The following is a 23,332-nucleotide window of genomic DNA, read 5'->3' on the forward strand; positions in this document are numbered from 1 at the left end:
GCTCGCGCTCGTCCCTCTCCAGCTCTTCTGCAGCGTTTCGCGCGGCAAATCGCTCCACGTCTGAAAGACCCCGTCGATGATATCGCCCGTGTGATCGAGGTGCGGGAAATCCGTGCCAAAAAGCACCTGGTCCTCGCCCGCCCAGCGCAAGACCTCCAGCAGCCCAGGCTCACCACGTTCGGCGGTGACATAACACTGCCTCCGGAAGTAAATCGACGGCTTTTGCCGGACGTTCTCCGACACCTCGCCGGCGAGCGCGCGGTACTCCACCTCGTCGAGCTGCCCCAACCAGTACGGCAACCACCCCGCGCCGGCCTCCAGGAACGCGACCTCGAGCCGCGGGTGCCGTTCGAGGATGCCCGCCTCGAGCAAGGCCAGGAAGGCCATCATCTGCTCCATGGGATGCGAGCAGGCGTGCTGCACAAAGCGGGTGCGGAACCGATCGGCGCCCGCCGTGGAGACGCGCGCGTGCGTGCCCTCGTGAATTGCCACCGCGACCTGCTTGCTGATCAGGCCTGCGCCGCGCAGCCGCCTGGGCTCCTCACGGCAAAGGTCGCGCTACCAGTCATTGTACGCGCGCGCGAACGCAGCCGCGAGGCCCGCTGCCATCCCATCGACCGCCGTCAGATAGTGCGCGTGCGTCGGGAACAGGACAGGCGACGCCTGCCAAGTATAGCGCAAAAAGTTGAGGACATCGGAATCATCCCGGTCGTGGAGACGCCAGAACAGGCTCCAAAGGGGACGTGGCTGTGTTACATCTCCATGCTGGGCGCAGGGATGTCGAACACATTCTACTGCGCCAGGAGGTGATGACATGGCGGACGGACACAAGGGCGCCGGCGATGGTTCGCAGCAACCATCGAAGGCCGTGACGATCGAGGCGTTGCGCACGCTCGAGGAATGGCAGATCGCCTGGACGAAGGCGGTGGCGCTGGTGTGGAGCGACCCGGAAAAGTACGAGAGCGCGCTGAAGGATAACCCTCGTGAGTTCCTGGCGCAGCATTGCGATTATCATCTGCACCAATCTGCGACCTTGGAGGTGAAGGGCTCGTCGAGCCAGAACAGCGAGGCGAAGGGTGAGGATCCCGATGCGGTCCCCCTCCCGGAGGCCCATGTGACCATGTGGCTCCCCAGGCGCCCGAACAACGTACAGGACGCCCCGCTCGCGCTCGTCGAATACATGCGCGGCCGCAGCTATCCCTGCTTCTGCTGCTGACAGGATCCCGATGAGTGGTCCATCGACCCGCGCTCCGGGCGATGGGCCGCTCGCATCATCAGAGAGGAGGATGACGATGGATACCACCCCGAACCCACCGGGCCTCTCGAGCTTCGATGCCGCGCCCATCGAATTCGAATACCTCCCGCGGCGCCCGGACGCCGTCTTGATCGTCCCTCCCTTCGCGGCGCTCGATTTTCCCCACCTGGGCGTGCACCTCCTCCAGGGCTGCGCGAGAGCGAAGGGCTTCGAGGTCGCGGTGATTTATGCCGGCATGTTCCTGGCCCGGGAGATCACGCAGCCCGTCTATCACGCGCTCAGCGACGCCGTGACCCTCCACTGGTCCGGGGGACGGGTCTTCAGCAACATGCTCGGAGAGCGCATCTTCGCCCGCGCTGCCCATGGCGTGCCCCTCCTCGGTCGGCAGGCCGAGGCGAAGCTCTCGTCGATATGCCTGGAGGCGGGATTCGGGCGCAAGCGATGCGTCATCGATTTCAAAGGACTCGTCGAGCTGGCGACACACGTCGAGGACTGGGCGACGCGCTTCGCGCGGGCCGTCGCGGAGATTGGCTGTCCCATCGTGGGTTGCACGACCGTCTTCGAGCAAACGGCGTCGAGCATCGCGATCCTGCGGCGGATCAAAGAGCGCGCGCCCGGGACCACGACCATCATCGGCGGGGCCAATTGCACCGGGGGCATGGCGGAGGGAATCGCCTCGTTGAGCGACGCGATCGATTTTGCCTTCTCCGGTGAATGCGAGAAGGCCTTCCCCTCCTTCCTCGCCGGCGCGCGCCCGGACGGGCGCGTCGTCGAGGGGGAGGTCTGCATGGACCTCGACGCCTTGCCGACGCCTGATTACGAAGAATATTATCGGCAGCGCCGCGCCTGCTTCGAGGACGACGCCCTCTCCCGGGGGATGGTCGCGCTCTCCTACGAGAGCAGCCGGGGCTGCTGGTGGGGCCAGAAGCACCATTGCACCTTCTGCGGCGTGGCCTCGATGCGCTATCGCGAAAAATCGCCCGATCGCGTCATCGGCGAGCTCCAGGAGCTCCTCGCCAAGCACCCCTCCCGGCGCGTGCACAACGTGGACGACATCATGCCGCACTCCTATTTCAAGAGCGTCCTGCCGCGGCTGCCCGAGGAGCTGCCGGGCGTGCGGATGTTCTACGAGGAGAAGGCGAACCTCACGCTGGAGAAGGTCGTTCTGCTCCGGAAGGCCGGCGTGGACATCGCCCAGCCGGGGATCGAGGCCCTCTCGAGCCCGCTTCTCCGGCGGATGGATAAGGGGACCCTCGCGCGGCACAACGTCGCGCTCCTCCGCTATGCGCGCGCGAGCTACCTGAGCCTGATCTGGGGCCTGCTCTTCGGGTTCCCGGGCGATCGCGCGGAGGACTACGCGCATTACCTCACGCTCCTGCCCCTGCTCCATCACCTCGAGCCGCCCAAGATTTTCATGCCTCTCTGCCTGTTCCGCTTCAGCCCGTACTGGAAATACCCAGAGCGTTACGGCATCACGAACCTCCGGCCGGCGGAGGTCTATGGCGACATCCTGCCCGAAGGCGCCGACGCGCGGCTCGTCGCGTATTATTTCGACGGGGATTTCTCGAGCGTCGCGGGCCATCATCCCGAGCTCATCGCCGCCATCGACCGGGAGGTCCGCGCCTGGAATGCGCGCTGGCTTCCCGGGAGGGGTCAATTGCCGCTCCTCTCGGTGAACCGCGCGGGGCTCGATGCGTATCACCTCACCGATACGCGCGACCTCCCCGGGGCCGTCGTGGAGCAGCCGCTCACGCGCCGGCAAGCCGCGGCCGTGCTCGTGGGGCGCTCGCGCGAAAACCTCGGGCCGCTCGCGGACGAGGTGGGCTGGGCCCAGGCCAATAAATACGCAGTGGAGCTCGACGGCTGGCACGTGCCCCTGGCGACGGCTCACCCGGACCTCATCGCCGAGTTCGAACAAGCCTATGGCCCCGGCGCCGCGCTCCAGGTGGCCATGGAGAACGAGACCACGACGGACAACCTCCTCCGCGTGGATGCATTGCGCCGTAAAGGGGCGCCTCCCTCACCCATCGAGCCCGCAGAACCGGGCCGCGTTGTCCCATAACATCTTCCGGAGCGCGTCTCCCGGAATTCGTTCTCGCAGCGCAAGGGCCCGATCGACGATACGATCGTCGTGATCGAGGTGAGGGAAATCCGTCCCGAAGACGAGGTGCTCTTCGCCGATGTGCCGCAGGACATCCGCCAGATAGGGCTCCTCGGGTTCGAAGGCCACGAGCCCCTGCCGGCGAAAGTATTCGGAGGGCGGCCGGCGCACGTGCTCCGCGACCTCGTACGCCAGGCTCTTGTATTCGATCTCGTCCAGGCGCCACAACCAATAGGGGAGCCAGCCGCAGCCGGACTCGAGGAACGACACGCGTAGCCCCGGATGGCGCTCGAGCACGCCCCCGTCGATCAAGGCGAGGAGCGCCATCATCTGCTCCATGGGGTGCGAGCACGCGTGCAGGGCGAAGCGCGTATCGAAGCGATCCGCGCCCGCGGCGGGTGAACGCGCGTGCGTCCCCTCGTGGATGGCGACGGCGATCGAGCGTCTCTCGCACTCCGCCCAGAAAGGCTCATAGGCCGGATGCCCGAGCGTCCTGCCCTGGATGGGGTTTGGCCGGAGCACCACCACCTTCCACCCGTACGCCGCGACACGATCGAGCTGCGCCACCATCCCGGCGGGGTCGTGCGGGCTGATGAGCCCCACCCCCAGGAGGCGCGCGTGGTCCCGGCCGCAGAAATCATGAAGCCAGGCATTGTAAGCGCCGGCGAGCTCCGCGGCGAGCCGTGGATCCAGGCCGTCGATGCCCACCAGGTACATCGCAAACGTGGGATACAGGAGCGCCGCGTCGATACCCGTTCGGTCCATGGCCTCGAGCTGCGCCTCCGGGCTCGCCCCCGCGACCATCTGCCCGGCTCGCCGATAACTGGTCCAGGCGAGCTCGACGCGCGCTCGCTCCGTGAGCTTGTGCCATACCGGCTCCCCGGCGAGCATGGGCACCGGCAACGGCGGCAGGAGGCCTTTCTCGCCCAGCCGATGGATCCGCGCGGGCAGCGACTCGGTCGTGGGAATGTCTACCATGTATGGAGCAGAGGCCGCGAGCTCGGGCGGGAGGTATTTCCTCCACAGATCGATCGGCTCGATCACGTGGCGATCCGCGTCCAGGATCCTGAAACCATCACGCATGGCTGTCCTGCCTCCGGCGCGGTCACCCCAGGAGGTGCACCGGGTTGATCTCATTCTCCGTGAGCGAACGATTCAGCCAGCCCATGCGGACCGGCACGTCATACAATCGCCCGGCCCCCAGGCGCGGCCAGTAATGGCGCATTCCCGGGATGATCACCTTGACCACGGAGAGCCCGATGTCGGGCCGGGTCTGGTCGAGCACCAGCGTCTCCAGCCCTGCGCGCGCGGCCCGGTCCACGCACAGGCGGATATCGGCGCAGAGGTCGTCGCCGCTCTGCACGGCATAGTCGCAGCGACGGCGCAGCGGCGCGGCATCATCGGGGAGCAGGTAGCCTGGATCGCGCACCGATGCCGCGTCCCAGAGCATGGGCGCGCCCGGCGACGGGTCGAACGTCTGATTGAGCTCCGTGAGCGCCCTCGAAATACCAATACGTGCGTCGAAATGACTGCCGAATCCAACACAAAAGCGCCCGTCCGCGGACCTGGCGAGCGCGACGAATGCGAAGATTCCCAGGTCGTGTGTGAGGTCCAGGACCCAGAGGGGAAAACCGTTGTCTCGATAATGCTCCTCGAATCCGAGGAGAACGGGGTCCTCGAAGCTCTTCAGATCGACCCCCGGCCGGCGGAGCCGATTGTACCACCACACGGCGACGGCGTCGCGCTCCACGAGCTCCAGAAACCCCTGCAGGATCGCCTCCTCCAGGCAGTTCCCCGCGGCGTTACCATTGGAGTTGAACTGGCAGAACTGCTCCTGCGGCGGCAGAGGCACGTTGATGTAGCAATAGGACGTCGGAACGTACCGGCGCCGTTCGTGGGTGAGCGACCAGACCGGGGTCCAGTCGATGGGCGTCCGGTCATCCAAGGGCGGCGGGACGACGAGCCGCCTGTCGCGGACCGATGGATTCGTGACGGCACGCGCCGCGTATTGCGCCGCGCTGAAATGGTCCAGGTCGCGCGGGTGAATGGCCTGGTCTCCGAGCTCGGCGAGGCTCGCGCGGATCCGCGGCTCGTCGCCCTGAAAAATGGCGCTGTATCGCTCGAGGCCCTCGCACAGCGCGCTGGCCCGAGCCTGCGCGGGCGTTCGACCCTTGCCCGCGCTCGCCCGGTGGAAATCATCGAACGATGGCCCGTCCTCCACGGGCTTCAGCCGGAACGAGGCGCGATAGGCCGTCCCCCGCGGATACTCATGCCCGGGCACCGGCCCGAGGCTGCTGAGCACGCCGGTGATCGGGCTGATGAGATGCTCCAGGCGCGCGCACGTCTCCTCCGGCGAGACGGCGCGATACCCACCATCCTCGGTGAATCGCCGCGGGCGGCTCTCCAATACCACCGGCGAGAGAGCGCGCTTCTGCAGGAATTCGGGATCACCACACCCCGCGCATTGCGGCCGCTTCGTCACGGCGTGCTCTGCGATCACGAACCGCGCGAGGTCGAGGACCAGCAGTTTGTCGCCGACCGGACCGCCCCCCTCCCCGATCCACCGAGCCAGCGCCACGGCCGCGAGCTCCATGGCCGCACGCGCGCTCGTCGCGAGCCCCACCCGCGGAGCATGGATCGCCGCGCCATTGCCGCGACGCCCCTCGAGAAAACTCTCCACCGGCCGATTCACGCGGAGACGCTGCGCGAGGCACTCCCAGCAGGCCCCTCCCGGCCGGAAGACGGGCCCGAACCACGGCGCATTGCCGGACGGCTTGACGGGCATCCACGTGATACCGCGGCGCCACGCCTCGCGGTTCCACGCGGAGAGCTCCGGATCGAGGTAATCGCCGGTGAGAACGACCCAGATCCCTGCATCCTCCTCCACCGCGACGCCTGCGCCCTTCAAGGCCTCGACGAGCGGACCGACATCCGCGCCCCCCAGCGCGCGGACGGAGACGGGCGCCGCCGCGAGCCGCTCCGTCACCTGCCGAATCTCCGCGCCGAGGGATTGCCAGAAACCCATGACCTCCCCCGGGAGCGCAGCCATCTCCTCGGCGATGTAGCCTCGCTGCTCCAGCGTCAGAAGCGCGTAGTAGATCTCGGGCAGCGAGGCCTGCCCGCGGAGCGCTGCGACCACCTCCCGCTCCGAATGTCGCCCGTCGAGGAGCGGCGCGATCAACGCGTATACGCGCCCCTGCAGCATGAACCTTTCCTGCTCGGCGACGAGGAAGACGCGCTCGCCGTCCAGCGGCTCGACGCGGAGGTGGTGCTTGAAGCGCAGGACACGGTTCATCGGCGAATGTTCGGCCCACGGTACACGCGATCGGGGGCGCTTTCCAGAGGCAGAGCGACGCAGTACGGACTTCCACCCGGCAAGAGATTCGGTACCATGACGCGAGCAATCGGAAGGAGGACGAACTTGCCCGAGGAAGTGACCGGCACCCGCGCGGACCTCACGAGCAGCGAGACCCCGCGAGACGATGTGGCCCGCTACACATTGGTGCTCCGCCCCCGGAGTGAGCTCCCGTCGGTCCAGCAGATCTGCCAATACCCTCCATCGAGACCGGCGAGCAGGGACCCCACCGCTTTCCCCCCACCAGGGCACCTCGACTACGCTCGATTCGAGGAACGTCATGGCGCGGACCCGAGCGCTCTCGAGGTGGTCGAAAGATTCGTGATGCAAAGGGGGCTGCGCGTTGTCGATCCTGGTAGCAGGCTCGAGGGCGAGAAGCTCACGGGCGCGGTGAAGCTCATGGCCGCTCTGACGCTGGAAGGGCCGACGCGCTCATTCGAGGGCGTCGAGCACCTCGAGGGCGTGGTCCACGTTCTCCGGACCGCGCGCGTTCTCCCAGCGATGCACGCCCCCGCATATCAACGCCGGGCGCAAGCCGGCGCCGGAGCTCCCGCGTCGTCGAACCACTCCGCACGGCAGGTCGCAGAGCTCTACGCGTATCCAGCGCCTGCGCATTGCCTCCCCGGCGAAGGGCAATGCCTGGGGCTCATCGAGATGGCTGGCACGTACAGCACGCAGGATATCGCGCACTACTTCGAAACATTCGCCCCGATGCCTGTCATCACGCATGTTCCTGCCGGGGAGGGACCGAAGGAGCCCAACTACACGTTCGACGTGCACATCACCATGGACGTCGAACTCGCGGGGACGATCTGTCCAGGCGCAAAGATTGTCCTTTACAATCGACACTCGCAGGACTTCGCCATTCAGGATCTTTATCGTGTGATGGCGACGGCCATCTTCGATACGCAGAATCAGCCGTCGGTGCTGTCCGTGGCCTGGTGTGCGCCGGAGGGCGCGGACGCCAGTATCAGCGAAGCCGAGGAGGCAGCTCTGAACGAGCTGCTGGTCAAGGCCGCGCTCCTGGGAATCACCATCTGCGCACCCTCTGGCGATTTCGGCTCGATGAATCCGGTCCACGCATCCGAGAAGCAGGGGCTGCCGCTCCTGGTGATGGGTCCGGTCACCTGTTATCCGGCCGCGAGCCCCCTCGTGCTCGCCTGTGGCGGCACCAAGCTCATCGCCGAGGGCGGTCGGATCCGCGAAGAGGTGGTCTGGAACCAGCTAGCACAGCGCTGGAGCATCGAAGACGAGAGGGGCCATGTCGTCTACAGCGGTCTCGGCGGCGCGAGTGGCGGGGGCGTCAGTCTTCTGAATTCGCTCCCCGCCTATCAGGAAGGCCTGGACGTGCCCGAAGCCGTGACGATGACCGCTCGGGGCACGGTGGTGCAGCCGCTCGAGCGCCACCGCGGGCGCGGAATCCCGGACATCGCGGCGAGCGCCGATCTGCTCCACGGCTATCACATCCACTTTAATGGTCAATGGGGCTCCGGCGGAGCCACGAGCGCCGCCTCGCCGATGCTGGCCGGGCTCATCGTCCGGCTCAACCAGATGCTGGGCCGCAGGCTGGGGTTCATCAACCCCTTCCTCTACGAGCTACAACGCGAAAAAAAGAATCTGTTCCGCACCACCGAGCAGGGCAGCAACGGCGGCTACGACGCGCGCCCGGGGGAGGTGTGGAACCCGTGCACGGGCCTCGGCTCTCCCATCGGGGAAAACATCCTGCAGGCGCTCGAAGTGCTGTACGAATAGCCGCCCACCCCTCACCGCCTCGACATTCCCCCCGCGCCCCTCGGGATGGTGATCACGAACTCCGCGAACTCCCCCGGCACCGTCTCCACCCGCATCGAGCCTTGATGTCCCAGCACGACGATCTCGTGGCTCAGCGAGAGCCCGAGCCCCGTCCCCTGCCCCGACGGCTTCGTCGTGAAGAATGGCTCGAAGATCCGCTCCTCGAGCCGCTTCGGGATGCCCGTACCATTGTCGCGGATGTGCACCTCGACCTGGTCTCCGCGCCCTGCCGTGGAGACGCGCAGCTCGGGCACGTAGCCCGGGCCCCGTTCGCGCTGCTTCTCCCGCATCGCGTCGAGCGCATTCTCGACCACGTTGAGGAAGACCCGGCCCATGTCGTGGGTCACCATTTCCACGGGCCCGATTGCCGGATCGTATTCCGCCACCACCTTCAGCTCGAGCCCGGCCCCGTGGGGCCCTTTGCGGGCGAGGTGCACGCTCTCCGTCACCACGGTGTTCAGGTCGGCGGCCTCGCGCGCGCCTGCCGTCCGGCGCGCGTGCTGCGTCATGTTCTGGATGATCGTGCTCGCCCGCCGCCCGTGTTCGCTGATCCGGCGCGTGTTTTCGACCAGATCGCCCAGGAGCTCGTCCAGCTCCGTACGCGCGTCGTCCGGGAACCGATGGCCATGCGCGCGCAGCGCCTCCGCGAGATCGGCGGCCAGGCCCGTGGAGATCTCGGCGAAGTTCATCATGAAATGCAGCGGGTTTCTGAGCTCGTGCGCGATGCCCGACACCATCGCGCCGAGCGACGCGAGCTTCGCCTCCATGATGAGCTGCATCCGCGCGACCGTCTCCTGCTCGACGCGCCGGTACAGCCGCGCGTTCTCGATGGCGACGGCCACCTGGCTCGCGAAGGCGACGAGAAAATCGAGATCGTCCTCGGAGAAGAGGTGCGTCGCGCGGAGGTTGTCGACGTAGAGCACGCCGATGACGTCGTCCCTCGGCTTCAGCGGCACGCACATCGACGCGCGGATCGACTGCACGACGACGGACCGGGCCGAGCCGAGGCGCGCGTCGCTGACGGCGTCGGCGAAGAGCGCCGCGACGCTCTTGCGCAGGACGTACTCGACGATGTTCTCGCTGTAAATCGGCAGATCACCCTGCGCGGGCTGCGCGGTCTTCATCACGCGCGGCACGAGCGCGCGCGTCTGCTCGTCGATCAAGAGGATCACGCCCCGATCGACGTCGAGGATCTGGAAGACGAGGTCGAGCGTCCTTCGGAGGAGCGAATCGATGTCGTCCGAGACCGGGAGCAGCTTGGCGACCTCCATCAGGATCCGCAGCCGCCCGTGCGCTCGCGCCCCGGGATCCTGGCTCCCTGCCGTGCCAGGCTCGCCGACGAGCCGCGCGATGGGGCTGCGCAAGAGCGCGCGCGTCGCCTGGGGCAACGTGTGGTGCGTCCCGACGAACCTGTCCGCATCTTGCGTGTCCTCGACCCGGAACAGCAAATCGAGATCGCCGAGCGTGACCGTGTCGCCGTGCTTGATCTCCTTGCGCTTGACGCGCATGCCGTTGACGAGCGTGCCGTTCTTGCTCTCCAGATCGACGACGAAGAACCGCCCCTCCGAAGGCTCGATGCGCGCGTGGCTCCGCGACAGGCTCTTGTGTGGGATGTAGATGCCCTGGTCCTCCGCGCGACCGATCGTCACGGAGGCCTCCCCGATGGGGAAGGAGCGCTCGTCCGGCTCACCAGGGTTGTAGACCAACGTCGGCATCTCGGCCCTCCACGTGCCACGGGGTGCGCCCGCACGATACCACTCCGCGTGGTTCAGGGCGCGGGCGCCGCGGGCGGCGGCGCCGCAGGAGGCGGGGCATTTCCCTGCGCGACGATGCCGAGCGCCTGGACGTGGGCCTTTCGGCAATCATCGATCGACTCGCCGAGCAGGCGCGCCGTCTCCTGATCCGCGTGGAAGCCCATCGAGTTCTCCGCGTTCACGAAATCCAGCCGCCATTGCGCCTTGCGCTGGAGGTCGAGCACGGGCTTCAGCGCTTCGTCCGTGGCTCCGGCGGCCTTGGCGGCCTTGATGGCGTCCAGCATGTCCGTGAGCGCCTTGCCGGCGCGCCCCATCAACGCGTGCGTCCGGTCCTGCGTCGTCTTCACGCGGGCGAGCAGCTCGTCCTCGGGGTGGGGATGGCAGGTCTGGCAAGCGCGGGAGACATTGAGCAGCGGGCTGCGCACCCAGTGGTCGGAGACCTTCGTCGCGCCCTCGCGCTTGTAGGGCATGTGGCAATCGGCGCACGAAACGCCGCTGCGGGCGTGAACGCCCTGGCTCCACGTCTCGAACTCCGGGTGTTGCGCCTTGTAAATGGGCGCGCCGGTCTCGGCGTGAACGAAATCCATGAACGGCTTGCCGTCGGGAAAACGCGTCTCGTCGTAGTGCGCCTCGATGTCCTCGGCGCGCAGCCCCTTCGACCACGGGAAAAACAGCGTGGTCTTCGGCCCGCAATAATACTCCACGTGGCACTGGGCGCAGGCGAACGAGCGCATCTCCTGGCGCGTGGCGTCCACGTTCGGATCGTAGGGGGATTTCCGGTCGCCCTTGCGCCAGCGCTCGATGCTCGGCAGGTGCGGCGTGGGCGCGTCGCTCTGCGCGAGTGATTGAATGCCGCGGACGAACCCCGGGCGCGTCACCCGCAGGGCCATCGTCTCCGGGTCGTGGCAGTCCACGCAGGAGACGGGATGCGCCTCCCCGGCCTGCTCGGCGAGCGGAGCCCCGGCGGGTGTCCCATCGGGCGTGCGGAGCAGCTCCGCGTGGGCCTCCTGATAGGGGATCGTGCTCATCTTCTCGAATCCCCGCATCACCGCGGGCCAATCGAAGCCCTGCGCGTCGGGCAGCGCCTTGCCGACGGCTTCGAGGCCGACCCGCCGCCAGGTGGGCACGACCGACGCGTGGCAATGCAGGCAGGCGCCCGGCTGGGGCCTCTCGGTGATACGCTTCGTTTGCTCCTGGTCGTAGAGCATGTAGGCGTGGCCCCGACGCTCGCGGAAATCCAGGGCGAAGGCATATCCGGCGAACATCCGCTTCAGCCACGGATCCGCCTCCAGGCGCGACTCCGGGATGCTCCCCTCCGATCCGCCGTATTGCGTATGCGTGGCGTCGACCGTGCGCTGGTACGAGTCGAACTGGCGCGGCCAGTTCTTCCCCCACTGCACCGGATCCGTCGTGGTTTCGCCGACCTCGACCAGACGGACGTACGGGGTCTTCGCCTCGTCCTTGCGCTCGTACATCGTGACGACGAGGGCGGCCAGGGCGAAGATGGTCACCCCCGAGAGCGCCGCGATGGCGATGAGGTATTTGACGGCTCGGCGGCGGGCCGACGGCGGCGGGGTCGAACGCTCTTTGTCATCCATGTCAGCCATGGTCACGTGGGGTCCGGTCGATTTTCTTCAATAACGGGCGCCGTGGCCGACGCCTCGGTGGCAATGCACGCAGAGGACCGCGTCCTCGTTCACGCTGCGGCTGCCGGAGACGAGCTCGTGCACGAATTCGCCGTGGCACCGCAGGCACGACGCCTGGAGGATCTCGCTGTTGCTCTCCTTGATTCGTATGGGCTCGTGGAAGTCCATGAAGACGAACCCCTTCGAATGCCAGAATCCATTCTCCGCTTTCGCGAGGTATTTCCCGACGAAGTCGTGCGGCAGGTGGCAATCGACGCACGCCGCGGCCTGATGGTGGCCGCCCTTCTGCCACGACGCGTAATGCTCGTGCATGACGTGGCAATTCGCGCAGGCCCGCGGATCGGGGGAGAAGTAGCTGAGCCCCTCGCCGTAATCGAACGCGAAGAACCCGAGGCCCGCGACGCCGCCCACGAGCGCCGCGACCACCCACGCCCATCGTCCCGGTCCGGCTCTCATGTCTCCACCGGCGGCTCGACCCCGTCGGCCCGGATGGCCGCTCGTTCGGCCTACGGCTTCGGCCATGAAGTACTTCCACCCTGAGCGAGCAACGTCGGAAGCCACCGATCGAGGGTCAACCCCACCATGGCGTCGTGCGGCATGGGCTCGCGAGGTCGTACGTGCTCGAGCTCCCGCAAAAAGCCGGCCGCGGCGGGGTTCGCGGCGACGCCCTTCGTGAAGACCGAGCGGAACCCGCCGAACGGCCGCTTCGCCCACGAGAGCGTCTGCCACGAGACGATCACGTGCATATCGGGCCGGCCGCTCGCGAGCAGCTTCGCCATATCGGGCAGCATACACGTGTCGATCGAGAGCGCCGCGAAGACCTTCGTTTTCCCGCCGATCGCCGTGCCGATCCCGCCGCGCGTGTTGCAGCCGCCGCCCGAGTGCGCCGCGACGAGGATGCGGCTCGAATCGATGCCGGTCGTGCCGTCGAGCGCCTTGCGGGTCTCCTCGACGAACCTATCGAGGTCGAAGGCGGGCCAGCTCGTCACGGCGTTCGTCACGGCCGAGGGCACGATCGAGCTCGGCGCGGCCACGATCACCGGCGGGATCTTCCCTGCCTCGACGAGCGCGGCGACGATGCGCCGCACGTCGCCCTCGTTCCCCCCGCCCATCCACCGGTACTTGATGCGCTCCTTGTTCAGGCCGTGGATGAAGACCAGGAGCGGCCGCTTCGCCGAGGCGTCCGCGAGGGCCGTCTGGTGCACGAATGCCCGACCGAGCCAGGCGCGCTCCGGGTGGCCAATGTCCTTGCCGTCCCACGCGTAATCGATCGTCTTGCCCTGGAGCGGCGGCGGCGGCGGCTTCTTTTTTCCCTTCGCCCACGCGGGAGACGCGGCGAGGACCAGGACGAACGTCATCACGATCGTCGCTAGCGAGGACGGGGCGCGGGGCATCATGAGCGGAACCCATGATAGCCCATCCGGGGCGGAAATCCCGGGAAATCAGGCGAGGCGCTCGGACGGCGACGTTACGATACGGCCGAAATCAGTCGTCCTTGCCCTTGCCCCTACCCTTGCCCTTGCCCTTGCCCCAGTCGTCATCGTCGTCGTCATCGTCGTCGTCGTCGTCGTCGTCATCGTCGTCATCGTCGTCATCGTCGTCATCGTCGTCATCGCGGGCCGGCAAGCTCTTCAGGTAGTCGGCGATCTCATCTCGCCGAAACGGTACGAAGAACTCGGACAGCGCCTGCGAGATGGCCCATGCGCACGAACAGCTCCGGGGCTCGGCGGTGCATGTGGTGTCGCAGGTGACGCCACTCTCGAGCGGAACGAGCAGCGCGTCGGAGATGTGCGTGAAGGCGCGGGGCCGCACGCCCGACGGGAGCGCCGGCCCCTCCGCCAGGTCCGGCCATACGAGGCCGTCGCCGATCTTGTTTCCGCTGGGATCTCCGCCGAAGGTCCCCGCCGTCGACCCGTTGAGCTGGTGGCAGCCCCCGCAGCCCTGGGTCATGCCACGGCGCACGATCTCCGTGGGGGAAAGCTCGCTCCCGATCGCCTTGAGCTTCGCCCGGATCCTCGCGGCGAACGGCCCGGTGGAGTCGAACACGAAGGTGTAGTTCGTGTCATTTTCGACCGGCGGACCGCCGGGCTGGCGCGCGGGCTGCGACGTGCTCTGCCCGCCGTAAAACTCCCGGCCCAGGTTGTTCATGTTGAGGCGGTTGATGTCGTCCTGGGCGAGCGCCGGGATCTGGCTGATGAAGCTGCCGGCGTAATTCGGATCGCGGAACAGGAGCGCCCGCGGGCTCGTGTTTTTATCGTCGAACAGGCTGCTATCTGGGGTGAGCTGGGTCGGGACCATCGCGACCTGGGCCTTGCAGGCCTTTTTCCCCTTTTTCCCCTTGCTGGAGCAGGCGCGCGCGAGGTTGTACTCGCGTAGCTGCCACGGCTGTCCGAGCCCGCCGGCCTCGGTGTCGGCCATGAACTGGTTCGTGCGGACACGACCGCTGCGCTGCGCGCCGGTCTGCGGGTCCACCTCACCCGTGAAATGGTCGAACTCGAATGCCGCCGGGAAGTCCCCGATACCCTCGAAGAAGAACGCACCGAGCTTCTCGGCTCGTTTCTTGGGCGAGTCGATCTCGCTGAGCTTCGCCCAGAACTCGACCACCTTCGCACAGCCCGCCAGGCCTTTTTTGGGCTCCGGATTGGGCAAGACGGCCTCGAAGATCATGAAATTGCGGTTGCGGCCGAGCCTGTTGCCGGCGGTCTCGACCGGAGACGCCTGGGAGCCCTTGGCGAAGACGATACGATACTCCCCGCAGGTCTGCCCATCCGGCGGCGCCAGGTCGAACCGGTTCGCGATGGCGATGGGCGAGTAGGGATCGCCGTTCGGGCCGCTCTTGAACGGGTCGTGCTTGGAGAGGTCCGCGAGCGCGCCCTCCTGCCGCGGACAATCCAGCGGGAATCCGTTCAGCACCGGCTTGCCGCTCGCGTCTTTCTGGTCGTCGCAGTGTTGCCCGTCGGGCACGAAGCCCCCGGCCTTCGTGTTGTTGGTGTCCCAGACTCGCTGGTAGAGCTTCGCGGCGTCGAGGCCCGGGTCCCCGCTCGTCTCCGCGATGAAATCGAGCACCCGCTTCAACGAAAAACGATCGAGCGTCGGCAGATCCGTCACGATCACCGAGCGCTCGACGCGCAGGGCCTTCGTCTTTTTGCCGCCCGCTTTCGCCTCTTTCGCCTCGCCGAGCGCCGCTTCGCTCGCGCGCGAGGGACCTTCGTCCGGCGGCGTGGAGCAAGATCCCGCGCCGAACGAGAGCAGCATCGAGAGAAGCGCGGGCGTCGCGCCCTGGAACGTTCGAAAGCGGCTGCCCGGAGCACCGATGGCCCTCATGTCGCCCTCCCCGAATTGGCTACTCGGATTACGAGAGGAGGATAGCGAGCGGAACACGCGGGACCAGCAAAAACGTGAGTTCGCTCACGCGAATACGGCGTGCGTCCGCAGCCTCGAATTCGCGTCCCGGATGATGAAAAATGGTTTTGTCAGGGCACGCCGCGCCCGGGGCGTCGTGGGGTGGCGGCGTGGTCGATCGAGCCCGCCTGGGGGCAGGATTCGCGGGAAAATCAGGCGAGGCGCTCGGCGGGGGCGGGATCGGGGGACGACTCGGGTTCGGCTTCCAGACCGACGCTCGGGTTCATCAGGCAATACACGACCCCGCCCACGGTGTAGACGAGGGCGATCCCGAAGAGGTACTCGGGCAGGATCCGGAGCGGCGCGCAGAGGTAGGCCCCCACGACGTTGCACACCGTGAACGCGTTGAAGACCTTGTTCTTGCGCAGCTTGAGCTTCGGAAGGCGGACCGAGCTCACCATGAGGCCCGCGGCGATCACCAGCACCGCGGGGCTATAAATGAGCGTTCGCTCGGGCAACCCGTACTTGTCCCACGTGAGGAAACCCGAGGCGATGATGGCGCCCATCAACGTGCCGGGCAGGCCGAAGAAGATGCTCTCGCCGCCGGTCATCACGTTGAAGCGCGCGAGGCGCACGGCGAGCGCGAGCGCGTAGAGGCCCGACACCCCCATGAGCGCGTGTTTCTCCCAGCCGAGGAAGGGCCCGATCGGCAGGAGCCGGTAGTAGATCAGCGCCGCCGGGGCGATGCCGAAGACCACGAAGTCGGCGAAGCTGTCGAACTCGACGCCGAACTTGCTCGTCGCGTCGAGCAGGCGCGCGGCGCTGCCGTCGAGTTTGTCGAGGAGCACCCCCCAGAGGATCATCCACGCCGCGAGGCGGAAGTTGCCCTCCGCGCTCATCACGACGGAGCCGAGGCCGAGGAGAAGCGAAAGCCCGGTGAACCCATTGGGTACGAAGTAACGAAGCGGCGGCACGGCGCGTGATGCTACATCCGTCCGGGGCGCCGCGTCAAAAGCCATTCCACGATGGAGCGGCGATCGCCGCAGTGCGCAACGCGCTTCGCAGTGGTCATTACGGGAACCACGACAAAGCTGCGGACTGGGCGCCAAGCATCGCCCCGAGGCCAAGCGCGAGCGCGACGAGGCCGCTGATGCCCCACAGGGGGGAGGTCTCGCTGCGGTGGAGCTCACTGGCCAGCTCGTGGAGGTCTCCCTCCCGGACGCGAAAGTAAGGCGCCTTGCCCCGCACGAGCCGCGCGCCGCGGGCGGGGACGCGGTACATGCCCGAGCCCGCCTCGTCGCGCCGGACCTCCCCCACGGCGACGACGCGGTGCCCCACGCGGACCACGCCGTAAGGCACGGCGCCCTCGTCGATCGGCCGGTCTTCGCCGTCCCAGCGCTCGACGCGGAGCAGGTCGCCGGCGGCGTCCTGGAGCACGAGCGGATAGGCGACCCACTCGTCGGGCGTCGGCTTCGCGGGATCCTGGGTCGACCGAGACGGGGCCGGGCGCCCTCCCACGACCCAGGCCTCGATCGCCACGAACCGCTCGGGCAGCGCCTCGACCACGCGCACCGGGACGAGGCGCGCGACGCGCCTGGAGAGGCGCCGGGCGAACGTGCCATGGAGGATCGCAATGGGCAGCATGTACACCCCGTAGAAGAGCCCTCCGAAGGCCATCGGGTACCACGACAAACCGCCGGGGGCGGCGAGGACCCACCGCGTGCAGGCCATGATGACGCCGATCCCCGGCACGACGATGACCGCCATGAAGGCGGGCACCAGGACGACGACGACGGCGTAGAGGAACAACGTCTGGACGATCCGCGACGTCAACGCGACGACCCGATCCGTGAACGTTTCGAGCTTTTTCACGCGGGAAAAAACGGGCCCGCGAGAGCGAGATTCCCGCCTCGCCGCCGTTTGCCACGATGTCCCCCCGCGCCTCTCCGGGACGGAGCGCCCGGAAAAAATGACACGCGGCCCGCGCGAATCAGCGCGGCTTCGGCCGGGACGCCTCGCGCGTGTGGTCGACGAACAGCGCCGCGAGCACCACGAGGACAACCGCCTCCACGAGCATGAGGGCCGAGACGTACCACGTGGGGGAACGTTTGTCCGCGGACAGGTGCACCATGTACGCCGCGAGCGCGCAGAGCCCCGGGGCGACGAACGTGCCGAGATCGATCCCGAGCTGGACCCATTTTCGCAGCTTGCGCCGCCCGTCCCGTCGATGAAAACCTTCCCACGCGAAGACGGCCTGCCGCGCCTTGGCGCTGCGCTTGACGCGCTTCGCGAGCTCGTCCTCCACGTACATCCGGATCGCCGTGATCTTCTGGTCGTTCACGAGGTAGGTCCAGCCGAGGATGGCCGTCACCCAGGGGACGACGAGGAACGCCGCGTGCATCGGCCCGCCGCTGCCGCCGAAGCCGCCGAGCGCCACGCTCGTCACGGCGCCGACGGCGCCCACGGTCACGTAAAGCAGGTTGTCACGAAAACCGATCCGCGCGCTCTGCTCGGACTTCAGCGCCCCGTACTCGCCGAGGAGGACCCCGAGCTCCTGCTCGTTCGACCCCTCCTCCTCCTTGCGCTCCTCCACGTGCATCGCCGAACCTCGCGCCGCGTCGCCCTCCACCGTATCTTTCGGACCGGACGGGCGTCAAGCGATTGATCCGGCCACGCGCCCCTGCTACGCGGGCGCCATGTCGACGCGAAAGGGCCTCCGCCTCGCCGCCATTCTCTCGGCCTCGTTTGTCCTCTCGGCGTGCGGCGGCGCCCCCGCCCCCGCCCCCGAAGCCTCCCCCCCGCCCGCGGCGAAGGCCGACGCCTCGCAGGGCATCAAACGCATCCGGGCCGACGCGGACAAACTCGCCCCGCTCGTCCGCTCGGATCTCGCGCGCCGGTTCCTCGCGGCCGCGCCTTCGCTCCCGGCGGTCGCGCCGCGCACGTTGTTTGCCGGCACGGACAAAGAGCGCGTCGTCGACGAGGAATTTTATTACCACACGAGGTATGGTTCGCCGCTCGCATACACGCGCGCGCTCGACGTGCTCGGCGAGGCGGGGGCCACGCTCCCGCCGGGGTCGCGATTCTTCGATTTCGGGTACGGCGGCGCGGGGCACCTCCGGATGCTCGCGAGCCTCGGCGTCCATGCGGCCGGCGTCGACGTCGATCCGCTGCTCGCCGCGCTTTATGCCGCGCCCGGCGATCAAGGCCCGATCCCCGGCCTCTCCGGCGCGCCCGGGTCGGTCCGGCTCCTTCACGGGGGCTGGCCGGGCGACCCCGAGCTCCGCGCGGCGCTGGCCGGGCCGTTCGACGTCATCGTCTCGAAGAACGTCCTCAAGAAAGGGTACATTCACCCGGACAGACCGGCGGACGAGAAGATGCTCATCCGGCTCGGCGTGGACGACGCCACCTTCCTCCGCGCGGTCTTCGACGCGCTCCGCCCCGGGGGGTTTTTCCTGATCTACAACATCTGCCCGGCCCCGACGCCTCCGGACAAACCCTTCGTGCCCTGGTCCGACGGGCGCTCGCCGTTCCCGCGCGAGGCCTACCTGGCGGCGGGGTTCGAGGTGCGCGACATCGATCGGGACGACACCGAGGCGATCCGAAAGCTCGGTCGCGCCCTCGGCTGGGACCAGGGCGAGGACGCGATGGACCTCGAGAACGACCTCTCCGTGCTCTACACCCTCGCGACGCGCCGCTGAGGGAAAACCTATCGCGGCGCCATGGCGGCTGCCTCGACGGCCGCGAGCTCGAGCGCGATCTCCATCATCGTATGGAAGCTGGTCTCGCGATCCGCGGAGGAGAGCGCCCGGCCCGTCGGCAGGTGATCCGCGACCGAAAGCAACGCGAGCGCCCGCGCGCCTTGCTCGGCGGCCACGCCATAGAGGCCCGCCACCTCCATCTCGATCGCGAGCATGCCCATCCGCACGAGCGTCGCGTGCAGCAGCGCGACATCCGGCATGTAAAAGAGATCCGAGCTGAACACCGAGCCCGCCCGGACGGTCTGGCCGCGGCGCTCGGCGATCTCCATCGCCCGCCGCGCCAAATTGAAATCGGCGACGGCCGGGAAATCGTGCTCGAGGAAACGGACACGATTGACACGAGAGTCCGTCCCCGCGGCGAGGGCCACGATCACGTCGTTCAGGTCGACCTCCGGCCGGAGCGCGCCGCAGCTCCCCACGCGGACGAGGACACGCACGCCGTAATGGCGGATGAGCTCCGTCGCGTAGATCGAGATCGACGGGATACCCATCCCGTGCCCCATCACCGAGACACGTTGCCCCTGGTAATGGCCGGTGAAGCCGAGCATGTTGCGCACGGCCGTCACCTCGCGCGGCTCTTCCAGGAAACGCTCGGCGATGTAGCGGGCGCGGAGCGGATCCCCCGGCATGAGGACCACGTCGGCGAAATCGCCCGGCGCCGCGGAGATGTGGATGGTGGACATGGCGCGCTCATTCGAGGGTGGAGTTCGTGACCTGCGGATCGCCGTTCGCGAGCACGAAGATGCCGGGGTAGCCCGGGGTTTCGAAGCCGAGGCTCGGGTTCTTCGAGAGCACGGAGTCCTCGATGACGAGCGTACCCGTGCGATCGTTGCTCACGAAGAAGATGGCGCCGCCCCCTTCGTTCGCGTGGTTGTCCGTGATCTTGGTCCCGCACACGGTCAGCGTGAACGTGTTGCCGTCGTTGTAAATGGCGCCGCCGCTGCCGCCGCCGGGCGTGCCGTCCTTCGCCGGGTTGGCGCCATTGCCGATCGCGCGCTGGTGCGACATCAGGCTATTGAGGACCGTGTACGAGACGCCGATGCTGGAGAGCGCGCCGCCGTTCGAGCAGACGTTCCCGAGCTCCTCGCTCCCGCCGAACGTGCTGCTCACGACGTACACGGGCAGCCCCTCGTACTGGCTGAGCACGCGGATCGCGCCGCCGCCGACGTCCGGGCCGACGTCGTCGCAGACGTTGTGGAAGAAGCGGCTGTTCACCACCTTGAAGCGGCCTCCCCGCACGAAGATCGCGCCCCCGCCGTCCGGATCCTCGCCTTTTGCGTTGCCGTCGACGAACGTCAGGTTTTGCACCGTGAGCCGCGGGTGGTCCTGGTTCTGGCACATCGGCGTCGTCCACTTCTGCGCCTCGTCACAGGTGTTCATGTAGAGAATACGACGCTGCCCCGCGCCGCTCAGCGTGACCTTGCCCCCGCCGTCGATCACGATCTCGGGGCCCGTGTCATTGAAAATTTTTGCCGTGCGGTCGAGCGTGATGACGACCGGATCCGGGCCGCAATCGAAGGTGATGATGCCGCCCTTCGCCACGGCGTCGACGAATGCATCCGAGGTGCAGCTCTCCTTCGTGCCATTGCCGACGACCTGCGTCGGGTTCGATGTGTCCACGGCCTGCGCCTCGGCGGGCACGGCGCAGGTGCCGTCCGGGTTCCCCGCGGAGGGGCCTTCGTTCGGGTTCGTCTTGGGATCGACGGGCGCAGGCTCGGGCTCGCCTCCGCAGCCGGAGAGCAGGCCCGTGAAGAGACAAAAAAGGAGCGCCCCACTTCGTGTACATCGTTGCATCACTCGACCTCGCGACGCCCAGGCTACGCGCAGCGCGCGCCGGGAACAAGGGCTTGACGCCGGGGGCCGAGGCGCGGATCCTCGCTTCGAGGGGACGCATGAAGTTTTGCCCGAACGTCGCGTGTTCGCATCGGCAGCGCACCGGAACGCCGGCCGAATACGACGTGGATCGACCGGACTGCGCCGATTGCGGGGTCGAGCTCGTCGACGGACCGGCATACGACGCGGCTCCTTCGTCCGAGCCCGCGACGCGCCCGCTCCCGCCGGGTTTCTTGTCGCGGGTCGGGGTGACGGCCTTTGCGCTCGCCATCGCGATCGCCGGGGTGAGGCTCGTGCCCTTGCCTGGAATCGATCCGGCCGCCCTGCCGCCCCGCGCGTCGCTCATCAACCTGAGCGTGTTCGCGATCGGGCTCCAGCCCGTCTTGACCGCGGCGCTGCTCGTCGAGCTCGTCGCGTGGAGCGTCCCTGCCCTGCGCCCCCTCCGGCACGCGGGCCCCGAGGGCCGCGAGAAGCTCGGGCGGGCCATGATCGTGCTGGCCATGGGATTCACGCTCATCCACGCGTACGGTATTTCGACGCTCGTCGATTCGCTGAGGCTCGACGCGTCACGGCTCGCCGTGATGGGCAGCCTGCTCGGTGGGACCAGCTTGCTCGTGCTCCTCGCGTCGTGGGTGACGCGGCGAGGCCTCGGCAATGGATTCGCGTTGCTCTACCTGTTCCCGAAGCTCGTCGACGAGGGCGTGCTCCTCCACGGGGTCCTCTCGGGCACGTTCACGGGCGAGCCGCCCACGGCGGCCGAGATCGTTCGTATCTTCGCCATTCCCGCCTTGCTCGTGGCCGCGACGATAGCTTGTGCGCGCTGGCCTGCCTCCCGGGATGAGCGGGTGCGCGCGAGACCGGCAGGCGCGGAGCCTTATCGACGAGGCGCCGGCCCGACGGGCGCAGAGCCGCCGCCGCTCCGGCTGCCCACGAGCGGCATCGCGCCCGCGCTCGTCCCCGGGAGCCTCGGGGGGCTGCTCTGGCTGCTGTCGACCATCGGCCTCATCCCCTACGCCGTCGGCGACTGGTATTTCCAGCAAAACGGCGCGCCCCTCGTGGTCCAGCTCGTCCTCACGACCGCCCTCGTCGTGGCCTTCGGATGGGGATTCCAGACGCCGACTGCCCGTGAAGCCATCTGGCGCCGCGTCCGCGAGGTCGCGCCCGCGAGCCGGCCGCTCGACGAAGGGAACACCGAGATCCTCGCGGCCCTTCGCATGAGCATTTTGCCGCTCTGCGTCTTCGTGATCTTGCCGATGTTCGTGGACGTGGGCCCGGGGACGAGCGCGTTTTTCCTCCCGCTCGTGACCATGTTCGTCCTCGATTTCGTGGCCGAGGCCCGGGCCCGCATGCAAATCGAGGGCGAGCTCGTCTCGGTCTGGCCGGAGCACCGCGTCTTCGCGGCGGACATGGCCGCCGCCGCCCTGCGCAGCGAAGGGATCCCGGTCCTTTTGCGCGGCATCCATTACCGGACGATGGCGCGATTCGCCCACCCGTTTGTCCCCATCGAGGTGATGGTCCCCGCATCCCGCGCCGAGGAGGCGACGCGTATCGTGCGACAAATCCTGCTCGGCGAAGCCCCGCCGCCGGCGGTTTTGCAGGACGAACCCACCCCGCCCGCGGCGCCGAAGAAGAAAAAACGCAAGAAGAAGCCGGCCGACGACGAAGCGACGGCGTGACCGTCACTCCGGGCAGACGTCGAACTCGGCGATCGTCGTTTCGAGGTAGAAATTCGACCCCGACGTGTGCCGCTCGGCGAAGAAGAGCGCGAACGGAAACACCTCGCCTTTCGTGAGGCCCAGGGTTTCAGCCTCGTCGTCGAGGAGGATCGTCCGGCTCTCGGTCGCGTGCACGCCCCCGAGGTCGATGGCGAGCCTGTCGTTGAGGAAGACCCAGAGGTCGTCGTCGCCGCGAAACGTGAGCGACTCGCCGCCGACGTACCGGAAGGGCACCCTCATCTCCAGCGTGAAATGAAAATTGTGCGGGTTTCCCTCGTTCCCGAGGAGCTGCCCGTCGATCGGGAAAAAGTCGGGCGCGTTGAACTGATACAGGTTCGGCGCGGCCGGGCTCGACGCGAGCTCGAGCGAAAACGACGTCGAGGCGTTGACCCCGGGGACGTCGCGATACCATGAATCGAAGTTCGCCGCGCCGCTCGTCGTGGGTGTCGTGGGCTCCCCCGCGTAGACGGGCTTGCCGTCGCCGCCGAGGTTCGTCCGGACGATCCCCAGATCGAGCCCGATCGCGGCCTCCTCCATGTCGGGGTGGGAGGCGCTGAAATCGCGGATCGTCACCTCGATGGGGATCGTCGACGAGGGCCTCGGCGCCGTGCAGCCCTCCCATTGCCCGAGGACACACGTCTCCACGCCCTTGCCGCAGATGGTCTCGCATTCACGCTCCTCGCCCTCCACCCGGCAGACGTGGAGCTCGGTGCGCGCGCCGCAGCCGGCGAGGAGGGCGAGGAGGAGGAGAGCACGAACGGTCGTCCCCATGACGACCATCG

The 23,332-nt window shown here is 67.8% G+C and carries 18 protein-coding genes and 1 pseudogene; 5 read left to right on the forward strand and 14 right to left on the reverse strand.

What is annotated here, in order from left to right:
• Window positions 1-114: 114 nt before the first annotated feature.
• A pseudogene (locus GF068_RS45000) lies at window positions 115-492 on the reverse strand (amidohydrolase family protein); the annotation flags it as partial.
• A gap of 322 nt (window positions 493-814) precedes the next feature.
• Here GF068_RS45000 and GF068_RS10390 point away from each other — a divergent pair.
• Entirely contained in the window at window positions 815-1,216 is a 402-nt protein-coding gene (locus tag GF068_RS10390) for a hypothetical protein (RefSeq protein WP_153819219.1), read from the forward strand.
• 76 nt (window positions 1,217-1,292) lie between these two features.
• Window positions 1,293-3,317 (forward strand): RiPP maturation radical SAM C-methyltransferase, encoded by a 2,025-nt coding sequence (locus GF068_RS10395; RefSeq protein WP_170319405.1) that lies wholly within the window; start codon window positions 1,293-1,295, stop codon window positions 3,315-3,317.
• On the opposite strand, the gene GF068_RS10400 is transcribed toward GF068_RS10395, so the two are convergent.
• Both GF068_RS10400 and GF068_RS10405 read right to left on the reverse strand, forming a co-directional pair.
• Window positions 3,276-4,439, reverse strand: coding sequence for an amidohydrolase family protein (locus tag GF068_RS10400; protein WP_153819221.1), 1,164 nt, complete (start codon window positions 4,437-4,439; stop codon window positions 3,276-3,278). The two genes, GF068_RS10395 and GF068_RS10400, sit on opposite strands and share 42 nt — an antisense overlap.
• A gap of 22 nt (window positions 4,440-4,461) precedes the next feature.
• Window positions 4,462-6,651 (reverse strand): TOMM precursor leader peptide-binding protein, encoded by a 2,190-nt coding sequence (locus GF068_RS10405; RefSeq protein WP_153819222.1) that lies wholly within the window; start codon window positions 6,649-6,651, stop codon window positions 4,462-4,464.
• 366 nt (window positions 6,652-7,017) lie between these two features.
• Here GF068_RS10405 and GF068_RS10410 point away from each other — a divergent pair, with 366 nt between their 5' ends.
• Window positions 7,018-8,463, forward strand: coding sequence for a S53 family peptidase (locus GF068_RS10410; protein WP_153819223.1), 1,446 nt, complete (start codon window positions 7,018-7,020; stop codon window positions 8,461-8,463).
• 11 nt (window positions 8,464-8,474) lie between these two features.
• Here GF068_RS10410 and GF068_RS10415 read toward each other — a convergent pair whose 3' ends face one another.
• From GF068_RS10415 to GF068_RS10450, 8 genes are all read right to left on the reverse strand, one after another.
• Window positions 8,475-10,217: an ATP-binding protein gene (locus tag GF068_RS10415; RefSeq protein ID WP_153819224.1), complete on the reverse strand. Its 1,743-nt coding sequence runs from the start codon at window positions 10,215-10,217 to the stop codon at window positions 8,475-8,477.
• Window positions 10,218-10,270: 53 nt separating this feature from the next.
• Window positions 10,271-11,854: an ammonia-forming cytochrome c nitrite reductase subunit c552 gene (locus GF068_RS10420; RefSeq protein WP_153819225.1), complete on the reverse strand. Its 1,584-nt coding sequence runs from the start codon at window positions 11,852-11,854 to the stop codon at window positions 10,271-10,273.
• A gap of 36 nt (window positions 11,855-11,890) precedes the next feature.
• On the reverse strand, window positions 11,891-12,358 hold the full coding sequence (nrfH, locus tag GF068_RS10425; protein ID WP_153819226.1) for a cytochrome c nitrite reductase small subunit: 468 nt from the start codon (window positions 12,356-12,358) through the stop codon (window positions 11,891-11,893).
• A gap of 50 nt (window positions 12,359-12,408) precedes the next feature.
• Complete coding sequence (locus tag GF068_RS10430; RefSeq protein WP_153819227.1) at window positions 12,409-13,260, reverse strand: alpha/beta hydrolase; 852 nt, start codon at window positions 13,258-13,260, stop codon at window positions 12,409-12,411.
• A gap of 127 nt (window positions 13,261-13,387) precedes the next feature.
• Complete coding sequence (locus GF068_RS10435) at window positions 13,388-15,226, reverse strand: hypothetical protein (RefSeq protein ID WP_153819228.1); 1,839 nt, start codon at window positions 15,224-15,226, stop codon at window positions 13,388-13,390.
• 230 nt (window positions 15,227-15,456) lie between these two features.
• A complete protein-coding gene (locus GF068_RS10440) occupies window positions 15,457-16,218 on the reverse strand; it encodes a CDP-alcohol phosphatidyltransferase family protein (protein ID WP_170319406.1) in 762 nt (253 codons plus the stop codon).
• 97 nt (window positions 16,219-16,315) lie between these two features.
• Window positions 16,316-17,116, reverse strand: a complete 801-nt coding sequence (locus tag GF068_RS10445; protein ID WP_153819230.1) for a hypothetical protein — start codon at window positions 17,114-17,116, stop codon at window positions 16,316-16,318.
• 118 nt (window positions 17,117-17,234) lie between these two features.
• Window positions 17,235-17,843: a hypothetical protein gene (locus tag GF068_RS10450; RefSeq protein WP_153819231.1), complete on the reverse strand. Its 609-nt coding sequence runs from the start codon at window positions 17,841-17,843 to the stop codon at window positions 17,235-17,237.
• Window positions 17,844-17,940: 97 nt separating this feature from the next.
• Here GF068_RS10450 and GF068_RS10455 point away from each other — a divergent pair, with 97 nt between their 5' ends.
• Complete coding sequence (locus GF068_RS10455) at window positions 17,941-18,942, forward strand: class I SAM-dependent methyltransferase (RefSeq protein WP_153819232.1); 1,002 nt, start codon at window positions 17,941-17,943, stop codon at window positions 18,940-18,942.
• Between the two features lie 8 nt (window positions 18,943-18,950).
• Here the strand turns inward: GF068_RS10455 and deoD are convergent, their stop codons facing one another.
• Window positions 18,951-19,685, reverse strand: a complete 735-nt coding sequence (gene deoD / locus GF068_RS10460; protein ID WP_153819233.1) for a purine-nucleoside phosphorylase — start codon at window positions 19,683-19,685, stop codon at window positions 18,951-18,953.
• 7 nt (window positions 19,686-19,692) lie between these two features.
• Window positions 19,693-20,796, reverse strand: a complete 1,104-nt coding sequence (locus GF068_RS10465; RefSeq protein ID WP_153819234.1) for a hypothetical protein — start codon at window positions 20,794-20,796, stop codon at window positions 19,693-19,695.
• On the opposite strand from GF068_RS10465, the gene GF068_RS10470 reads away from it, so the two are divergent.
• On the forward strand, window positions 20,781-22,511 hold the full coding sequence (locus GF068_RS10470) for a putative signal transducing protein (protein ID WP_153819235.1): 1,731 nt from the start codon (window positions 20,781-20,783) through the stop codon (window positions 22,509-22,511). The two genes, GF068_RS10465 and GF068_RS10470, sit on opposite strands and share 16 nt — an antisense overlap.
• Window positions 22,512-22,514: 3 nt before the next feature.
• Here GF068_RS10470 and GF068_RS10475 read toward each other — a convergent pair whose 3' ends face one another.
• Window positions 22,515-23,321 carry a fibro-slime domain-containing protein gene (locus tag GF068_RS10475; protein WP_170319407.1) on the reverse strand — a complete coding sequence of 269 codons (807 nt, stop codon included), beginning with the start codon at window positions 23,319-23,321 and terminating at the stop codon, window positions 22,515-22,517.
• Window positions 23,322-23,332: the final 11 nt, after the last annotated feature.

The sequence above is a fragment of the Polyangium spumosum genome (genome assembly GCF_009649845.1).
Classification (GTDB): Bacteria; Myxococcota_A; Polyangia; order Polyangiales; family Polyangiaceae; genus Polyangium; species Polyangium spumosum.

Coding starts and splice junctions, on each gene's coding strand:
- GF068_RS10390 (WP_153819219.1), top strand. CDS start 815: ATGGCGGACGGACACAAGGGCGCCGGCGATGGTTCGCAGCAACCATCG.
- GF068_RS10395 (WP_170319405.1), top strand. CDS start 1,293: ATGGATACCACCCCGAACCCACCGGGCCTCTCGAGCTTCGATGCCGCG.
- GF068_RS10400 (WP_153819221.1), bottom strand. CDS start 4,439: ATGCGTGATGGTTTCAGGATCCTGGACGCGGATCGCCACGTGATCGAG.
- GF068_RS10405 (WP_153819222.1), bottom strand. CDS start 6,651: ATGAACCGTGTCCTGCGCTTCAAGCACCACCTCCGCGTCGAGCCGCTG.
- GF068_RS10415 (WP_153819224.1), bottom strand. CDS start 10,217: ATGCCGACGTTGGTCTACAACCCTGGTGAGCCGGACGAGCGCTCCTTC.
- GF068_RS10420 (WP_153819225.1), bottom strand. CDS start 11,854: ATGGATGACAAAGAGCGTTCGACCCCGCCGCCGTCGGCCCGCCGCCGA.
- nrfH (WP_153819226.1), bottom strand. CDS start 12,358: ATGAGAGCCGGACCGGGACGATGGGCGTGGGTGGTCGCGGCGCTCGTG.
- GF068_RS10430 (WP_153819227.1), bottom strand. CDS start 13,260: ATGACGTTCGTCCTGGTCCTCGCCGCGTCTCCCGCGTGGGCGAAGGGA.
- GF068_RS10435 (WP_153819228.1), bottom strand. CDS start 15,226: ATGAGGGCCATCGGTGCTCCGGGCAGCCGCTTTCGAACGTTCCAGGGC.
- GF068_RS10450 (WP_153819231.1), bottom strand. CDS start 17,843: ATGCACGTGGAGGAGCGCAAGGAGGAGGAGGGGTCGAACGAGCAGGAG.
- GF068_RS10455 (WP_153819232.1), top strand. CDS start 17,941: ATGTCGACGCGAAAGGGCCTCCGCCTCGCCGCCATTCTCTCGGCCTCG.
- deoD (WP_153819233.1), bottom strand. CDS start 19,685: ATGTCCACCATCCACATCTCCGCGGCGCCGGGCGATTTCGCCGACGTG.
- GF068_RS10465 (WP_153819234.1), bottom strand. CDS start 20,796: ATGCAACGATGTACACGAAGTGGGGCGCTCCTTTTTTGTCTCTTCACG.
- GF068_RS10475 (WP_170319407.1), bottom strand. CDS start 23,321: ATGGGGACGACCGTTCGTGCTCTCCTCCTCCTCGCCCTCCTCGCCGGC.